Origin of the sequence: Spiroplasma sp. NBRC 100390 (assembly GCF_001886495.1) — a bacterium.
Taxonomy (GTDB): Bacteria; Bacillota_I; Bacilli_A; order Mycoplasmatales; family Mycoplasmataceae; genus Spiroplasma.
The window spans coordinates 887,913-905,513 of record NZ_CP018022.1 but is presented as its reverse complement, the minus strand read 5'-3'; the positions used below and the strand labels follow the sequence as shown (position 1 = coordinate 905,513).

Sequence of the window (17,601 nt, the reverse complement as noted above, 5' to 3'; positions counted from 1 at the left end):
ATTACGTTTTGAAAAAATATTAATTTATTAGTAAAGTTTGGTATACTTATTTTATGTCTTTGACAATAGGAATGGAATGAGTAAGGAGGAAGAACAAGATGTACTCAAAAGAATTAATTAATAGTTTAAATAAGGATATCAGAGAACATTTTCCCCATTTAAAAGAAATCGAAGAGAATTATAATATGGTTTTTGCTGGGGTTTCAAGAATGGTCGTGCTTGATCGTTATGCTCAAAAAGATAATGAACTAAAAACATTAAAAGCAAATGATTTAGTATTAACTGTAATTAAAGATGATGGTTGATTTCCAACGCGGGGAATTGGGAATGTTGTTGCTGTTGATCGTAAAAACGATACTGTTGATATTCAAATTGAAGATGATTATGCTCATAGCATTGATCCCGATTTATTAATTAATAATTCAAATAATATAATTCGAAAAAACTTGCATATGGTTGAAAAACCATTAGAAATCTTTTACGAACAAATTGCCTGAAGGGTGGGGAATGCCCTTAGTAAAAATGAACAAAAGCATAATGTTTATCGTGACCAGTTTTTTAATGAATTAAAAGATTTAAATATTATTCCTGCCGGACGGGTATTATATGGGGCTGGAAGTAATAGTGATGTTACTTTTTTTAACTGTTTCGTAATGCCATTTATTAAAGATTCACGGGAAGGAATTTCAATCCATCGAAAAGAAGTGATGGAAATTATGTCACATGGGGGTGGCGTTGGAACAAATGGTTCAACATTACGTCCCCGTGGAACAGTGGCTAAAAGTGTTGGTGGTCGTTCATCGGGAGCCGTATCATGATTAAATGACTTATCAACATTAACCCATTTAGTGGAACAAGGGGGATCACGTCGTGGTGCTCAAATGATTATGATGGCTGATTGGCATCCAGATGTGATTGAATTTATTATTTCTAAAATGCAAAACCCAAAAATTTTACGTTGATTAAAAGAAAATTCAAAAGACAAATTAATTCGTGATGAAGCAAGTCGAAAAATTAAGTTTGCGCCATTATCAGAATTAGATCGTAATCTTTATGAATATGCTTTAAATAATGAAACTGAAATTGGTAATGATCGTGTTATTAATGAAGCTCGCATCAAGTTAGAAGAAGGTGGTGCTTGGGAAGTTAATAATCCTTCATTCTTATCGGGAGCAAATATTTCAGTAACTTTAACGCATAAATTTATGAAAGCAGTTGAAGATGATGTTGAATGAGAACTACAATTTCCGGACTTAGATAACTATACCAAAGCAGAAAAAGCTTTTTATGATGAAAAATGAGCTGAAATTGGTGATATTAATGAATGACAAGCAATGGGATATAAAGTTAAGACATATTATCGTATGCGTGCTCGTGATTTATGAGACTTAATTAATTTCTGTGCTAATTACTCAGCAGAACCAGGAATTTTCTTCTTGGATACTGCAAATGACATGACAAATGCCAAAGCTTATGGGATGAAAGTTGTTGCCACAAACCCTTGTGGAGAACAACCATTGGCGCCTTATTCGGTATGTAACTTAGCAGCGATTAACTTAGCTAATTTTGTTAATAAAGCAACAAAAGAAATCTTATATGATAAACTAAAAACAACTGTTGAAACTTGTGTTCGTATGCAAGATGATGTAATTGATGCAACACCGTATTTCTTAGAAGCTAACCAAAAACAAGCGCTAGGTGAACGAAGAGTTGGATTAGGAGTAATGGGATTACATGACTTGTTAATTTTCCATGGTGTTCGTTATGGAAGCAAAGCAGGAAATAAAATTGTTGATAAGATATTTGAATTAATTGCTACGGAAGCTTATCGAGCATCAATTGTTTTAGCTCAAGAAAAAGGGTCATTTCCATTTTTATCATCTCGTGAAAAATTCATTGAAACTGGTTATATGAAAAAAATGCCAGAAGATATTCGTCAAGAAATTCTAAAACATGGAATTCGTAATTCACACTTATTAACAATTGCACCAACTGGTTCAACTGGAACAATGGTTGGAGTTTCAACTGGATTAGAACCATACTTTGGCTTTAAGTTCTACCGTTCAGGACGATTAGGAAAAAACATTGAAGTTAATGCTAAAATTGTTGATGAATGATTAAAATATAATCCGGAATATACGGCAGAAACATTACCAGATATTTTTGTTGCCGCAATGGATTTAGCCCCAGAAGATCATGCGGATACCCAATGTATTATTCAACGTTGAGTTGATTCCTCAATTTCAAAAACCGTTAATGCTCCACGAGGATATTCGGTAAAAGATGTTGAAAAAATTTATACCCGTTTATATAAAGGTGGTGCCAAAGGGGGAACGGTCTATGTTGATGGTTCACGTGATTCACAAGTATTATCATTAACAACCGATGAAAACCACCCAGCATTAGAACAATTAAACTTAGATGATTTGGGGGTTGAAGTTGATAATCGTCCAAATAAAAAAGTAACGGAAAATCTTGAAACAGTTGGAAAATTACGTGGAATTAATCAAGACCGTAACATTGGTGCTGAAGTTGGTGATGTTTGTCCAATTTGTAAAGAAGGAACAATGATTGATGCTGGTGGCTGTGTTACATGTAATAACTGCAATGTTCAGTTAAAATGTGGGTTATAATATTTAATAAAGTTTTAAAAAAGCAATAATAATTGCTTTTTTTAAATTTGTGCTTAAATTTAATTGTGATTATTTAGGATTTATTAATTAAAAAATAAAAGATGAAATATTATTTTTACAAAATAATATTTCATTTTCCAAGAAAAAAGAGTATAATATATATAATAATTATAAATTTATTTTAAAGAAGGATAAACTGCATATTTTAATAGAATATCCTTTTTAATTAGACCTCTATTTATTAATCAGTAAAGATGATGAAACTATATATTAATGTAATAATGTTTACTACCTGTTGATTATTTTGAGTAAAAATAAATTGATATTATTAGCCAGTTAAATTTAAAATAAATTTGTGATTATTGACCAACCAAAAAAATACCAGTTGTTATTCAACTGGTATTTTTTTATTATTAGAATCAAGTGGCACGGTTGTTGCTGGTTCTATTTGGGGTTTATCTTTTTGAAGATATTTAATAAATTTCTTATTAAATAAGTAAGGTCATTTTGGATATAATGTTTGCATTAATTTGTAAACAATTGGATAGAACACGGCACAAATAACAATGTTGCTGGTACCATGAATTGCATCAAAGGTAAGGCCCTTTATTCAGTATGCTAACCCAACACTTTGATCATATAGGATGGTTACTTGAAGGGCATATAATGTTCCAAACAAATAGCCCATTAAACCACAAATAATAATTATCATTCATCACCCTCAGTAAACAAGGGGTTTACAAAGAAACATAATTACACCGTATAAGTTAAAAATAATAAAGTACATAATACTCCAATCAGCGACCCCAAAATAAACCATATTTAAAGCACAAAAGACATTAATAATGCCAAAACCAACTTCAATTCTGAAGAAAATAATACTAAACATTAAAATAAAGGTAACAAATTCAATGTTTGGTAAAAAAGCAAAAGCAATTTTTAGCCCTAAAGCTAAACCACTAAAAAGAGCAATGACGGTCATTTTTAAGGTTATTTTTAAAGTTGAAGGTCAAATATCTTCTTTCTTAATTTTTTTCATATTTCATCACTCGTTTCTAAGGTTAAATTACGTTGCTAATAACAAAACGAAAGACATTGTCAGTATTTGGTGTTAATCACAGCAAGTCAATCCCAACACTACAAGAATTGTTTGGGCCATGACAATCCTTATGAATATGTTCGGCACTTGGTTGATTATTATCACCACTTTGAATGTCAAAATACTTTACTTTGGGATTTAATTCAATTTGACCAACTCGTTTAACAAAGGTGCCAATTGTGCCAGGAGATAATCCAAAATCATTGGGGTAGTTTATTAAGACATCAGCAAGGCTAGCAACATGTTGAACATTTAAACCTTTTGTAAAATAAAGACTAAAATCTTCTTTTTGACCAAGAACAGTTACTGTATAAGTACCTTGGTAATTATTTTTGTGTCGTTCTTGGTAGTATTTTGGAATATAATAAAGGTTTAAAACAATGGCAACTAAAAGAATTAACGCTAAGGGAAGATAACGTAAATATTTTTTTCATGAAAAATTTTTCATTTTTAATAATTCCTTTCAAAAATAGTGGTAATAAAAACCCATTCTTGAGGAAAAAATTATTATATTTATGAGAGGTAAATCATTATTTAACGATAATAAATTATTTACTCACAAATATCACAATCCCAGGGATATTTATTTTACCAAGAGTTAACGGCAGGTCTACTGGCTTAGAATCATTTTACTAATTGTCTCTTCCCAAAAAATTTTTTCAGTGAGTAAATACAATGTTCATCATCATTACAGTTGCTGGGACAGCTTGAGCATATTAACTCAATTCCCTTTTCAAAACATTTTTAAGTGTTTACCGCTAATTCAAATGAAAGCGTGATGCTTTACGGTTTAATTATAAACCAAAAATTTTAACTCGGAAAGGGTTTCAAGATTACTTTTTTATTTACTCCTATCAATAAGGTTAAAACTAAGCGATAATTATTGTAATTTTAGCAATATCTTTTACAAGTACTAGAAAATAGATTAAAATTATTATATATAGGAGAATATTGATTATGACAGAAATTAAGTTAATTGCTGTTGATTTAGATGGAACAGCTTTAAATTCAACTGGTGAAATGTCACCACATACGTTAGAAGTTTTGCAAGGACTAGCGGCAAAGGATATTAAATTAGTAATTGCGACTGGGCGGCCATTATATCAGACAAAGCATATTGTCACAAATTTAGGATTAACGGATAAGAATGATTTTACTGTTAGTTTAAATGGCTCGGTTGTGGCAAATAATGCCACTGAAGAAATTTTATTTTGTGATTATTTTGATCAACAATTATTACGAGAACTTTATGCTGATGTCTTGGCATTTGATTTAGACACCTTAATTATGTTTGATGCTGATCATTCTTCGTTTAATAAAATGTTGTTACATTGTAAGGGTTTTGAAGATAAAATGACCAAACATTATTTATCATCTTTTACTGAAGTTCAAGATGAAGTAACAGCGTGTTTATATACGAATAATTTTAAGGTTAATGTTAATAAAATCTATATTAGTAGTTATACTTCCGATATTAATCGTTTTGTTGCAAAATGAAAGGATAAAATTGAAATTTCGCAAGAAATCCGTGGTGATCGTTCAGCGTTAGAAATTACTAGTCGTAATATTAATAAAGCAAGTGGTATTGCACAAATTTGTCAAAAATATCGGTTAACAGCAAAGAATGTCATGGCTTTTGGGAATGAACATAATGATGTTGCTATGTTACAGTGAGCGGGAATTGGGGTGGCAATGGGGAATGCCCCCGATGATGTCAAAGCAATTGCTAATTTAGTAACTGATGATAATGACCATGATGGGATTGCAAAAGTAATTGAAACAGTAGTTTTTGAGTAATAATAATTAAAAAGTCTTAAAGTTAGCAATAAATTTCATTTTGCTAACTTTTTTACACAAAAATAGCATTTTAAATTGTTTTTTAGCAAAAGTTTTGTTAAAGTAAGAATATTAAAAAGGGAAAGAAAAAATGAAAGTAATTGAAAAAACGCCGAGTAAGCAAACATTAAATGATGGTTATCATAAATTTTGTTGAAATTGATGACGCATTTTATGTGTGATAGTATTATTTCCGTTAGTTTATTTTTTATCAAAAAAATATGTTAAAAATTTTTTTACATTTACCCAAACTTATCAACGAAAAGGGTTAATGACAATTGAAACAACAACTTTTGATTTTAATAGTTTTGAAGTATATCGTCAGGATGTTATTGCAAAAAAATTAGATCAATTTAATTTTGTTTTTAGTGAAAAAGAAGAAGCAGCAATGCAAACGATGACGATTTTAAATCGCCATCAAGCTCCAATTAGTGCCCTTTATTTACAGCACCCTAATGCAAAAAAATGAGTAATTGGGTTGCATGGTTGAACAGAAAATAAATATTTAGGGTTACGACAAGTATTTCATTTTTACCAACAAGGTTATAATGTTTTAACTTTTGATAGTGTTGCGCACGGTTTAAGTGCTGGAGATTATACTGGGATTGGTTATTTAAATGCGCAAAATTTAAGTGATGTTATTCAATGACTTCAAGATAATTATTGTGTTGAAGAAATTGGATTAATTGGAAATAGTATGGGAGCTGCTTGCTTGACAAAATATTTAATTGATGAAGGTTATCAAAATTCACTAGTGCATTGAGCAGTTAGTGATTGTGGCTTTAGTAATTTATTAGTCCAATTTCGGTATGTAATGCAATATCGTTATCAACATCCATGATGGTTAACTAGTTTTGGGTTAACAAAGAAATTTAACAAAGAAATTGGCATTAATTTACGAAAATACAATTTATTAAAGCATACCAACCGGTTAAAAGATTTTCCAATGTTAATTATTCATGGTGATCATGATGATTTTGTTCCTTACTTTATGAGTAAAGAATTTTTTGCTCAAAAAGCAAAGTTTGAGCCAAGTGGCCAAAGTCAATTAGTATCATTATTAAATATTAACCATGTTGAAGCAATTTCAAAGGGACATCAAACCTATATTACAGCTATTAAAGCATTTTTAGCACAACAAGAAAGGAAATAAGGATGAAATTACAGAAAAAATATGGGTTTTGACAGATTTTAGCGTTAGCAATTTCAGCGACACTAGGTTCTTCTATTTTAGTGTCGTTTGGTCAAGTTGCTTTTCAAGCACAATTCAATCCCATCTTAATTATTATTGCTTGAATTTTAGGAGGTTTATTGGTTTTACCAGAAATGTTATTACTGTCCGAAGGAGCCACTTCGTACCCCGAAAATGGTACAAGTTATTATTGAATTAAACGTGCAAAATGAAATGCTTGTTCATTTTGATTTGGGTGAATTATGGTATTATTTGTTAGCGCCACCGCTGTTGCAACTGCTTGTTTAGCACTAGGTGATATTTTAATTACACTACTAAAGTTAGATAACGAATGATATGGTAAATTGTTTGGGATTATAATTTTATTGGTATTAGTTATTATGCAGATTTTTCTTAAAAAGAGTAGTGGTTATTCACAAATTGTTTTTGTTTTATTGAAAGGGTTGCCAATTGTTTTGGTCTTAGTTATTGCAATGGTTTATGGTAATACTGCTAGTTTTACAGATGATACGATTAATAAAAATTTAAGTCAAATTTATCTTTCATCATTTTTATTATTACCAGCAACAGCAATGACAATGTTTGCTTATTCTGGGATGGAAGCGATTACATATGTTAGTGGCGAAGTCATTAATCCTCGTAAAAACATTCCACGAGCAATGATTATTTCGACAATTGCCATTGTATTACTATATATTATTTTAGCAATTGGACTTTTAACGATTAATGAACCACAAAAATGGTTAGGACCAACTGGCAAGTTTAATAATGTATGATATTATGCGATTAGTAATAATCGCACCATTCCATCATTTTTAAAATATGTATTTTCAGTTTTAGCAATTTTTATTTTTGTGGGATCACTAAATTCATTTTTAGTGTATCATTCACGATTAATTTTTAAAATGAGTGAAGAAAAGGATTTTTTTGCATTTTTTCAAAGAACAACTAAGCGAACTAATATGCCATATTTAGCAATCCTATTTTTAGTAGGGTTAGCAATTATTTATATTTTATGAACATCACTGCTCAATGTAACAAATTATTTTATTATTGCTGTTAGTGTCTTAAAGTTTATTACCATGATTAGTTTGATATATTTACGACAGAAAGATGTTAATTATCAACCACTTTATCCCAAACCAGTTTTCATTATTTTAGTTATTCTAGCATTAAGTTCATGTACAATCACTTTTATTGGTTCAATTTTAGCGATGTATTATTATGCAACGGTAACTGCAAATATGTGAGAATTATGAAATTGTTTTATTGTGTTTGGAATAATGCTTAGTGGTTATCCCCTCTATTATTTGAAAAAATGGTTGGCAACAAAGTGAAATGCTAAAAAAGAGCGTTCACAGCAGCGAATAAAGGATAATTTAATAGAAAAAGATGAACCTTTTTCAAAATAATTTTTTTTAAAATTATTTTAATGATATAATGGTTTTGTTCATATGACAATATAATAAATCTTTCTTTTTTTCAATTAAAATGTAAGGTATGATTTTAAGTATTCATTTGAATAAGAGAAAGGAGGACCGTAAAAGTGTATAATAATAGACCGAATCAAAAATTTGCCAAAAGATCTGATGATATTATTAATGATGAAAAGTTTTTATTAGCAGATAAACAACCTACTTTAAAAACAGTAACTAGTAAAGACGGCCAAACAAGAGATTTATGTGAATTTTGAGTTTTAGATAATGGTGAAGAAGTGCAATGTGTAGTGTGAAATGATTTAGCAGAAAGATTTAATGCTGAATTTGATTTAGATAATTTTAAATCAGTGATCATTACTTATCGAAAAAATCTTAATGATTTTACTGGAAAAATGCGTTATAGTGTACGTGAGTTTTCATTCACTAATTAATGCTTGTTTTTTCTAAAATAAAATAAAAATCCGCTTTAGCGGGTTTTTATTTTATTTTAGAACAAGACTTTTTACTTAAAAAATGGTATAATATCAAAAGAATAGAATTAAGAGAATGAAGGAAGTTTTATGGAGAAAACATACGTAATAAAAGTATTAGCAAAAAAAGATGCAAAATTAAATTATAAGCAGGCAATGACATTAACGCAAGAAGCTTTGACAAAAGAGACAGGGGTGGCTGCTCCAAAAATTAGTTTACGTTTTAAATGATATCGTCCAACCCAGGAAGTTTTTGAAAGTATTTATTCTGCTGCAGTGTGAGGAACAAAAATTGGTTTTAATCGTTATCATGATATGATTCCAAATAATGATGAAGTAAAAGGAGTTGTTTCTTTTAAAGCATTGTATAAAGGAGTTATGAATGTTTTTGTTAAAATTGATGATGAAATTCAAACCTATGGGGAAAACATTATTGCGATTACCGATTATGCTAATTTGTTGTTAACAATTATTTCTGAAGTAATTAAAACTAATTATATCCGTACTACTTTTTACGATGAACATATTAATAATCCTAATATTAAATCTTTCTTAAGTCATTTATTAGGTGGTGCTGCATTAGGGATTGCTCGTTGATTTGGATATCGCCTTGAAAATCAAGATGACGGTCACGAATTATTACAAAAGTTATATGTTATGAATATTAGTAAAATCAAAGGTCTAGATCATGATGATATTAATGATGTTTTGTTTTTAATTGAAGATTTGTTGAATTACATTGAAGCGAACTCTTACTTTATTGAAGAGTTTACAGAAACCGAAGAATAAGACAGGAGGGAGAATTAGCTAATGGCAAAGATGAAAAATTTTGTAGATGCAACTTATGATAATCAAAATGTTTATTTAATCATTAATGATCAAAATGAAGCAATTATGATTGATGCTTCAAATGCGGCAAAAGATGCGATTGAATATATTAAACAAAACAATCTGAATTTAAAAGCCTTATTTATTACTCACGGTCACATTGACCATTATGATGGGATTGACGATGTCTTACAACAATGTCCAGATTTAAAAATTTATATTCAAAAAATCGATTTACGATTATTATCACAACATAAAGTTGATGATGCAACTGGTGAAATTCTAGGACCAGGAATTGTTTATCCATTAACAAACCTTGTTCCGTTAAGTGGTGATACCGTGGTGGAAGAAATAGGTTATCAAATTGAAATCTTTCATATTCCCGGTCATACTGCTGGGACACAAATGTTACGAATTAAAGCATTGAACTTAGTGACAACAGGAGCAAGTTTAATGCCTGATAAAACAAGTCCAGGGTATACTGGCGCAATGTGTAATGATAATTACTTTGTAACAGAATTACGTCGGATTACGAATTTAGAACCAACATGACAGGTTTTACCTGGCCATAATAAACCATTTTTAATGCGTGATGCGCTTGAGCAAAAATTAATTCCAACAGAAGATCAGTTTTAAATGAAAAGTAACCTCTAATTAGAGGTTACTTTTCATCTTTTCTGTCATCCTTATCTCTTTATTTCCATAAAAAATGCATTATTTTGAATAATGCATAACGTAAGTGTTGAAATATAAATCTTGGGGTTTAAAACCTAGTTCTTGGTATAGGGGCACTTTATCAATCGGTGCAACAATCCCAACACTTTGATATTTTGCTTTTTTTGCTTGGGTTAGTAAATGGTTTAACATTTTTTTCTCATCATTAGGATGTTCGTTATCATAGCTTACAATTTCACCAATTACAGCAAGTTCTGTTTCAAAATAAATAATACCAGTTACAACGGGAATGTCATCTTTTGTTAATGTTGCAACATAACACAGGTTGCAAGTTTGGTCCAAAGCAGAAGTACTTGTTGGTGCTGGTAAATCTTTTAACGGTAATTCATTATCATTAACAATTTTAAGATTATTAGCACTGGTAAGCTTGGTAGCATTAATTTCTTTTAGAGCTTTTAAATCTGTTGCAGTAATAAATTTTTCGCTTTCTGATAGATCTGCTGTTGTAGTAAAACTTGCTAGATCCAACAACATACCATTCCCAGTTCGCCAATGACTTAATCCACTTTTTTCAAAAAATGATCGTTCACCTTGGGTATTATCAATTGTAATGGTACATCAGATAAACGGTGTTTTTTCTGAATAAAATTCATCAATAATTTCACCTGCTTTTGCGAATTGCTCTGATGTTGTTAAATGAAAACTAACAACGCCGTTAATACTATCTTTTAGTTGACGAGTATCAATTTGGTAAAATAAATTACTGTTATCAAACTTTGTTATTTGCAAATTGTTATCATGCTTAGGGTCAATGTTGTAATTTATATAACTCACAATTAACTGGTTTAATTTTTCATTGTTAAAATTAAACATTTTAAATCCTCCTCTTTATTGAATATAATTTTATCACTTTTTATAAACATAAAAAGTTTTTTTATTAAGATTTAATATTATTTAACATATTTTGGTTAATAAATATAATTATATTAAGTCTTTTTTATTTATTTTGCTCAATTCAAATAAATCAATTATTTAAGGTAATTTTATTTCTTAAAAAAACAACAATATTTGTTTACTTTTTTTACTATGTTGTTACAATAAAAAAGTAAGTTTGATAACTTATGTCTTGAAATTACTATGAAAATCTATAATAGCAAATTTATAAAATTTTATATTGACAAGAAAGAGGGAAACGATAAGTATGAAAGCAATTTTAATAACTTTATCAACTGTGGCTATTAGTTCTAGTGCCGCTTTACCAACAATGTTAAATTTTATGAATTCAAATATTGAAAAAGTAACAAAAGTTTATTTTTCGAATGATAAACAAAGTTATGAATCATATGTTGGATATGGGAATGAAAACACTAGTTACAAAATAATTAATGTAAAACTTGATAAAATAATGCCATTAGATTATTCTAAAATTAGAGTAATTAATAATAATGATGCATCGTATACAAAAACAAGTTGAGGTAATGTTGCATATTATGGGACTTCATTTGCTGATAAATTTAAAAATACTAAAGTCAGAGATGTCTTTTATAATTTTAAAGCAATAGGAAACTATGATGTTTATAGGTATACTAATAGTCATCTTTTACATAAATATGATTACGCTGGTAGTGCTCAAATGAATTCAAAACAACATGTAGGTTTAACTTTTTATTGAGATGCTGAATCTAACTGGAATATGCAAGTATTAATTTATCAGTATGGTGAAACATATTCTTCATTTAGTGGTGGAGGAATGTGAATGAATATTGGACAAGGAATAGAATTTATTAAATAAGGATTAAAAAAATGATACTAGTTTATGATAAACTAGTATCATTTTTAATTTAAAAGAGTTCATTGCATTTTTTTATTTTATCACAAGAACAAAATATATTGCTAATTAATGCAAAGCAAAGTAACTAATGCATATTTATAATTATGCACCATTTTTTTAAATTGATAATGTAATTTATATAATTCATTTTCTAAAATAATACTTATTATTACTTAAATCTTTCGAAATTTATTTCAAAGATTTAAGTAATTTAAAATGTGCAACATCTTTACATTTTTCCCTGTATTTACTTGTGATTTAGGATAAAAAAGGCTAAAATATAACTATTATTGACTATGAAGGAGTCTTGGCATGTTTAAGTGAAATCCCCGGGTACATTTTTATTTACGTTTAGCAACGTTAATTTTATTGAGTTTATTTTTATTATTTGATTTGATAATGGCAATTTATTATCCACAACCAAAATTTGCGCATTTAGGTTATGGTGAGCGGGTTTCAAATTATTATTCATTTTTTACAACACAAACAAATTATATTGTTGCCTTGTACTTTTTCTTATATTTATTTGAATCAAAATTTAAAAATACAAAACCACATTATATTATTCAATTAGCAGTTACAACATATATTACCATTACAATGTTGGTCTTTTGAATTGGGATTGTTGGTCAAAAAGACCAGGCCCATCAATATCGTCCTTATCATTGGGTTGCAACAATTATTTTACATTTAGTTATGCCCGTAACAATGATTACTAGTTATGTTTTGACAACAGGTGATCATTATTACTATTATGAAGATCATCATAAAAAATGATTATGGTTAATCATGTTATATATGGTGCTGTATTTAACAATTATTCTTTTCCGCGGAACTTATCGACATTTAGATGGCAAAGATCCAAACACATTATTTCCGTACTTTTTCTTAAATTACTTCCAGCCGGGTGGCGATATTATGGTTGCAACCGCGTTGGTTGTGATATGTGTTGTTGCTGTGTCATTACAATACTTTTATATTTTTATTAATAATTTATTATACTTCCGTTATTATCGTAATAAGAATGTGAAAATTGTACCAATTCAATATGTGATGCGAACTAATAAGGTGACAATTACGGGTTTTATTATTGGTATTATTGTATTAACTTTTAATATTGGCATTAATATTCTTTATGTTATTTCTGCTTCTATTAATGAAGGCATTATTGAATCAATTAACGGGATTGAAATTATAAATCAATACAAAATTGATGCTCGTGTCTTGGTTGCCTTTATTTTTATTTCTATTTTAGCTTTAATTGGATTTATTACTTGTTTTGTTTTTGCTTTACGTGGTAAAATTGGTGCTCGAATTGCCGGAGCATTGTTAATGATTGCATTGATGTTCTTTACATGAATTTGAATTGTTGGGCCAGTCTTCTGTTTAATTACAGCGTTAATTATTTTTAATGGTCATGAGAAAGTAACAGACATTATGTTAATTGAAGCGCATAATTTACAGCAATTAAAAAAGACAAGAAAAGCACAGAAAAAGTTTTCTAAATAACTTTTATTTGGAAAATAATTTGTTAGTTGTAAAGGAATTGTTAACAATTTACTTGTTATAATTAAAAAATTATTAATTTTATTAAAAAATATTTAAAAAAACGATATAATGCTTTTATATTTCGGAAAAACTAGAAAAGAGGCCACAAAAAATGAAAGAACAAAAGAAAGCGATTGCTCAGAGCAAGAAGTTTAGTTTGCCAGAATTAGTTTGATTAGGGTTTAATTATACTTGTGGAATTGCTTTTACCTCGGTTTATGCAACAATGATGTTTTCAGAAGTTGATAAAACAGGCCAATTTTTAGGAATGCATATGATTTGAATCTTTTTAGTAGAAGGACTAGTAGCTGGAACTTGTGCTTGAGCATTTAATAAGTTATCACAAGTGCACCCCGCTGGAAATGGGGCTAGTTATATTTATGTTCGAACAAACTTTGGAAAATTTTGAGGATGATTAATTTCATTTTTACAATATACGACATTACCAATTATTGTTACATCACAAATTGTGTCAATGATTCGTTTAAACTTTGTTGGTTCAGGAACCTTTCTTGATACAAAAGATATGTTAGGTAATTGGGCAAACTTAATTTGAGATGCAATTGGAATTGCTGTTTACATGTTAGTATCATGTACCTTATTTTTAGGAATGCGATTATTATTAAAGCGTTATTTAAATGCTTCTAGTTATATTAAATGAGGTTCAACGGGATTATTAATTATTGCATTAATTGCCTTATTTATTATTAATGGAACTTCGGCCTGGGATGTTAATGCTAGTTCAAAGTACACCACCTTAAATCCAACTAATTTTTCAATTGCTTTTACCTCGTGTTTCTTTTTCTTTTTAGGATTTGAGACATATGCTACAATTGGAAAAAATGTTCGTAATCCGGAACGTAATATTGGCCGTAGTATTATTTGAACAATGGCATTAGCAATTATCTTTTATGTTATTGTTACCATTTTAATGTTAGGGGCAATTGCTGGAGCGTTTACCAATAATCCAAATTTACAGATTTTTCGCTTATTAGGTAATCATGTTGGGCAGTGAATTTATTATGCTGGTGTTATTATTATGTTAATTTGTACCATTTCGTTAAAAGCAAATGCTGGAATGCAAAATGCTTTATATTCGGGGGCCATTTTAGAACCATTTGCAGTGGAGGGTTTAATGCCAAGTAAATATCAAGAGTTAAATAAGGATGGGATTCCCTTTAAAGCTTCATTTTTAAATTTAATTATTACTTTTATCTTTGCCATGATTTGGTTATTTATTCCCGATATTATTCAAGGAGCAACAGGTGGTAATGCTGTATTCTCGTATGCTGCAATTACTGGGGAAGCATCATTAATTATGATTATTATTTATTCGTTTGTGATAATGGTTGCTTTAAAGTTAGGATTTACGAAAAAAATGCGGGTAAAAATTTGAGAAATGATTGCTTGATCATTAGTGTTAGTTTTCTTAATTTGACAATTTGTCCAATTCTTTGTTGATTTAGGGCGTTCATATCACACGGCGATTAATCAATTAAATACTGACTCTTCAAAAGCAATTGCAACTATTGTTTCTAATACATTAGAAATTGCTTATATTGTTGGGGTGATTATGTTTGCTGTTATTTGATATTACACCTACTATTGAAAAAAATATCAGGCACGGTTAAAAACAAACCCACAATTACAAGAAGCATTGGATGCTCCCTTTACTGTAACTGATGATTGAAATTATGTTGTTAAAGAAATTCAAACTGAATTAGATCGTTATTTAGTTCGAAATCAAAAAATTTATCAATCGCAAGATAATTCAAATTATCAGGATGCTAAACATATTCGCCAGGAAGCGTATCAATCCGAAGGAGATTTACAAGAACCAGTTGAAACAAAATAAAATAAATGTTATTTAATAAAAAGAACTGTCGTTTACAGTTCTTTTTATTTTTAAGATTAAAGGGTGGCAAGTTGCTTTGCTTGTTTTTCTTTTTTTAGAACTAACAATAATACCATTCCTGCGAGGGCGGCAAAAAGACCAATCCCCGTAATAATTGCTAAACTAATTTGGTTTGCTAATTTATTAGTTAGATAGCCTGCTTCAGTACCATAATTTTTTAACAGAATTGAATCAATTTGTCAAAACCAGGCATCAGGTGAAAAGGCAATAAAGGAGATTAATCCAACCGAAGCAGCATATTCTTTTTGACTAATATTAATTTCATAAATTGTTGCTCAACGGTTGGTAACTAATGCTCAACAAATAATTCCTAATGTCAAATATAGAATAATAATTAAGGTTTGAATAACAATTTTTCAAGTTGATGACAGTTCCTCAAATGAGGTTTCATAATAACCAGGTAAACTGATGGCAGCAATGGTGATTAAAGAAGCTAAACTTAACCCAATTACAATAAATAAAATATATTTTTGGGTACGATCAGCTAATTTACCAGCAGGAGCGCTAAATAAAAACCGGAAGAAATATGTTCGGAGAATTCCCACAACAACGACAATAATTGGAATAATCTTTAAAGCATCTTGCATAAAAGTCACAAAAACACTTAAACCAGATTGGTACATATAAACTCCCATAATCAATAAAGTAACAATTCATAATTTAAAATTCTTTAATGTTTTACCTAATTCTCTAATATCAAAATTATTATTTTGATTTGAATTGTGATTTAAATCAGGGACAAATTTTCATAATAAAATACAATTAATAAAAATCAACCCCGAGAAAATAAATACAAGGGCACTAAAAGCTCAGTGCCCTAATGATTCTGTTCAAACATTTTCAAATAATCAAAATACTAAATAAGCAATCGCAATTAAAACCGTTCCGATTAATCCATTTAAACTTCCATGAATTCCATTTAGTTTACCGTTTTCAGCGGGAGTTCCTTGTTCTGATAATAATTTTCATAGGGCACTTCAAAAAATAAAACAAGTAATAAAACTTCATAAGGAAAAAATAACATAAACTTGAATAATTTTTCCACTAGTAATAAAAGGAATTAAGCCATATCAAATACTAACAACTCCAATTCCTGCTAAGCCAATTAAGGTTAACTTTTTTAAATTAAAGCGATCAGCAAAATAACCGCCAAGAAAATAACTTAATAATGCTACGTATCCATAAATAGCATTGGCTTGGGAAAACTGCGATGCGCTAATTCCTAATCCTTCTGAAATTTTTACCGAAGAAATAACGTTTTTTAAGTAGAATGGTACTGCCATTACTAAGACATCAGCTAGTGCTAAAAGGGCAATAATTCATATTGTTTTGCTACTAATTTTTTTCTGTTGTTCTGATGTTTCCATTTTGTTTCCTTTCAAAATAAAACTATTATTTTAAGGCGGGATTTAAAGTTGCAATGTCACTAATATAACTATGAATAAAATCTTGGGGATATAAATTATTAATAATTTTAAGATCTTTTTCATTTTTAAAAGTTCAAATATTTAATGGTAGATTAAGGTTTTTAATAATTGCAATATTCTTTTTTTGTTTTACTGTTGCAATTGACGGGTGTAAATAATCAAACTTGGTGATTAAAGTTTGATCAATATCTTTTAAACTCTCAATTAAATAACCTTTTTTAAAAGGGCTACTTAAAGTACTAATAAATTTTAAAGCTTCATGGCCAAACGAAGAAACAATAATCTCAGCTTTTGTTTTTGTTTGTAACAATAATAATGCTTTTTTGATTAAAGTAAATTCTTGTTCATTATAACGATCTGGTTTGATTTCAACATTAATTACTTGATATTGTTCTGCAATTTTATTGATAAAATCATCAATAAATAAAGGTGGTAAAAATTCGGGATTTTTTTTAAAGAATTCAAAATTCTTAATTTCTTGATAAGTAAAATGACGAACAGTTTCATTAACATTTCCAATTCTTTTAAAATTATGATCATGAAAAATAATGATTTGATGGTCTTTCGTCATCCTAATATCAAATTCAACTCCAGGACAAGTTTTTAATGCATTAATAAAATCAACCATACGATTTTCTCCGGTGGGACTACGAAAACCTCGATGCGCAATTAACATAAATAAATTCCTTCCTTTTATAAATATTAAAC

At 29.1% G+C, this 17,601-nt stretch carries 15 protein-coding genes and 1 riboswitch; of the genes, 10 read left to right on the top strand and 5 right to left on the bottom strand.

Features of this window, described 5'->3' with window-relative positions; genetic code table 4:
• Positions 1–98: 98 nt before the first annotated feature.
• A complete protein-coding gene (locus S100390_RS03995) occupies positions 99–2,633 on the top strand; it encodes a vitamin B12-dependent ribonucleotide reductase (protein ID WP_070406999.1) in 2,535 nt (844 codons plus the stop codon).
• Positions 2,634–3,021: 388 nt separating this feature from the next.
• Here S100390_RS03995 and S100390_RS03990 read toward each other — a convergent pair whose 3' ends face one another.
• A complete protein-coding gene (locus S100390_RS03990; RefSeq protein ID WP_070406998.1) occupies positions 3,022–3,672 on the bottom strand; it encodes a hypothetical protein in 651 nt (216 codons plus the stop codon).
• Between the two features lie 22 nt (positions 3,673–3,694).
• The gene (locus S100390_RS03985) at positions 3,695–4,180 is read right to left on the bottom strand and encodes a hypothetical protein (protein ID WP_070406997.1); all 486 of its coding nucleotides are present in this window, start codon (positions 4,178–4,180) and stop codon (positions 3,695–3,697) included.
• A 138-nt stretch (positions 4,181–4,318) separates the two neighbouring features.
• A riboswitch (cobalamin riboswitch) is annotated at positions 4,319–4,507 on the bottom strand.
• A gap of 182 nt (positions 4,508–4,689) precedes the next feature.
• On the opposite strand from S100390_RS03985, the gene S100390_RS03980 reads away from it, so the two are divergent.
• The 6 genes from S100390_RS03980 (at position 4,690) to S100390_RS03955 (ending at position 10,133) form a co-directional block, all read left to right on the top strand.
• Entirely contained in the window at positions 4,690–5,529 is an 840-nt protein-coding gene (locus S100390_RS03980) for a Cof-type HAD-IIB family hydrolase (RefSeq protein ID WP_070406996.1), read from the top strand.
• A gap of 130 nt (positions 5,530–5,659) precedes the next feature.
• Positions 5,660–6,721, top strand: coding sequence for an alpha/beta hydrolase (locus tag S100390_RS03975; RefSeq protein ID WP_070406995.1), 1,062 nt, complete (start codon positions 5,660–5,662; stop codon positions 6,719–6,721).
• A 2-nt stretch (positions 6,722–6,723) separates the two neighbouring features.
• Positions 6,724–8,172: an APC family permease gene (locus tag S100390_RS03970; protein WP_070406994.1), complete on the top strand. Its 1,449-nt coding sequence runs from the start codon at positions 6,724–6,726 to the stop codon at positions 8,170–8,172.
• Between the two features lie 134 nt (positions 8,173–8,306).
• The gene (locus tag S100390_RS03965; RefSeq protein WP_070406993.1) at positions 8,307–8,630 is read left to right on the top strand and encodes an OB-fold nucleic acid binding domain-containing protein; all 324 of its coding nucleotides are present in this window, start codon (positions 8,307–8,309) and stop codon (positions 8,628–8,630) included.
• Between the two features lie 129 nt (positions 8,631–8,759).
• Positions 8,760–9,458, top strand: a complete 699-nt coding sequence (locus tag S100390_RS03960) for a hypothetical protein (protein WP_070406992.1) — start codon at positions 8,760–8,762, stop codon at positions 9,456–9,458.
• 21 nt (positions 9,459–9,479) lie between these two features.
• Complete coding sequence (locus S100390_RS03955) at positions 9,480–10,133, top strand: MBL fold metallo-hydrolase (RefSeq protein WP_070406991.1); 654 nt, start codon at positions 9,480–9,482, stop codon at positions 10,131–10,133.
• Positions 10,134–10,211: 78 nt separating this feature from the next.
• Here the strand turns inward: S100390_RS03955 and S100390_RS03950 are convergent, their stop codons facing one another.
• Positions 10,212–11,045: a hypothetical protein gene (locus S100390_RS03950; RefSeq protein ID WP_070406990.1), complete on the bottom strand. Its 834-nt coding sequence runs from the start codon at positions 11,043–11,045 to the stop codon at positions 10,212–10,214.
• Between the two features lie 328 nt (positions 11,046–11,373).
• On the opposite strand from S100390_RS03950, the gene S100390_RS03945 reads away from it, so the two are divergent.
• The 3 genes from S100390_RS03945 to S100390_RS03935 all read left to right on the top strand — a co-directional run bounded on the left by S100390_RS03945 (position 11,374) and on the right by S100390_RS03935 (position 15,406).
• Positions 11,374–11,964: a hypothetical protein gene (locus S100390_RS03945; protein ID WP_070406989.1), complete on the top strand. Its 591-nt coding sequence runs from the start codon at positions 11,374–11,376 to the stop codon at positions 11,962–11,964.
• Between the two features lie 351 nt (positions 11,965–12,315).
• The gene (locus S100390_RS03940; protein ID WP_070406988.1) at positions 12,316–13,512 is read left to right on the top strand and encodes a hypothetical protein; all 1,197 of its coding nucleotides are present in this window, start codon (positions 12,316–12,318) and stop codon (positions 13,510–13,512) included.
• 151 nt (positions 13,513–13,663) lie between these two features.
• On the top strand, positions 13,664–15,406 hold the full coding sequence (locus tag S100390_RS03935) for an APC family permease (RefSeq protein WP_070406987.1): 1,743 nt from the start codon (positions 13,664–13,666) through the stop codon (positions 15,404–15,406).
• A 56-nt stretch (positions 15,407–15,462) separates the two neighbouring features.
• On the opposite strand, the gene S100390_RS03930 is transcribed toward S100390_RS03935, so the two are convergent.
• A complete protein-coding gene (locus S100390_RS03930) occupies positions 15,463–16,833 on the bottom strand; it encodes an MFS transporter (protein WP_231918034.1) in 1,371 nt (456 codons plus the stop codon).
• Between the two features lie 25 nt (positions 16,834–16,858).
• The gene (locus S100390_RS03925; RefSeq protein ID WP_070406986.1) at positions 16,859–17,569 is read right to left on the bottom strand and encodes a glycerophosphodiester phosphodiesterase; all 711 of its coding nucleotides are present in this window, start codon (positions 17,567–17,569) and stop codon (positions 16,859–16,861) included.
• Between the last annotated feature and the right edge of the window lie 32 nt (positions 17,570–17,601).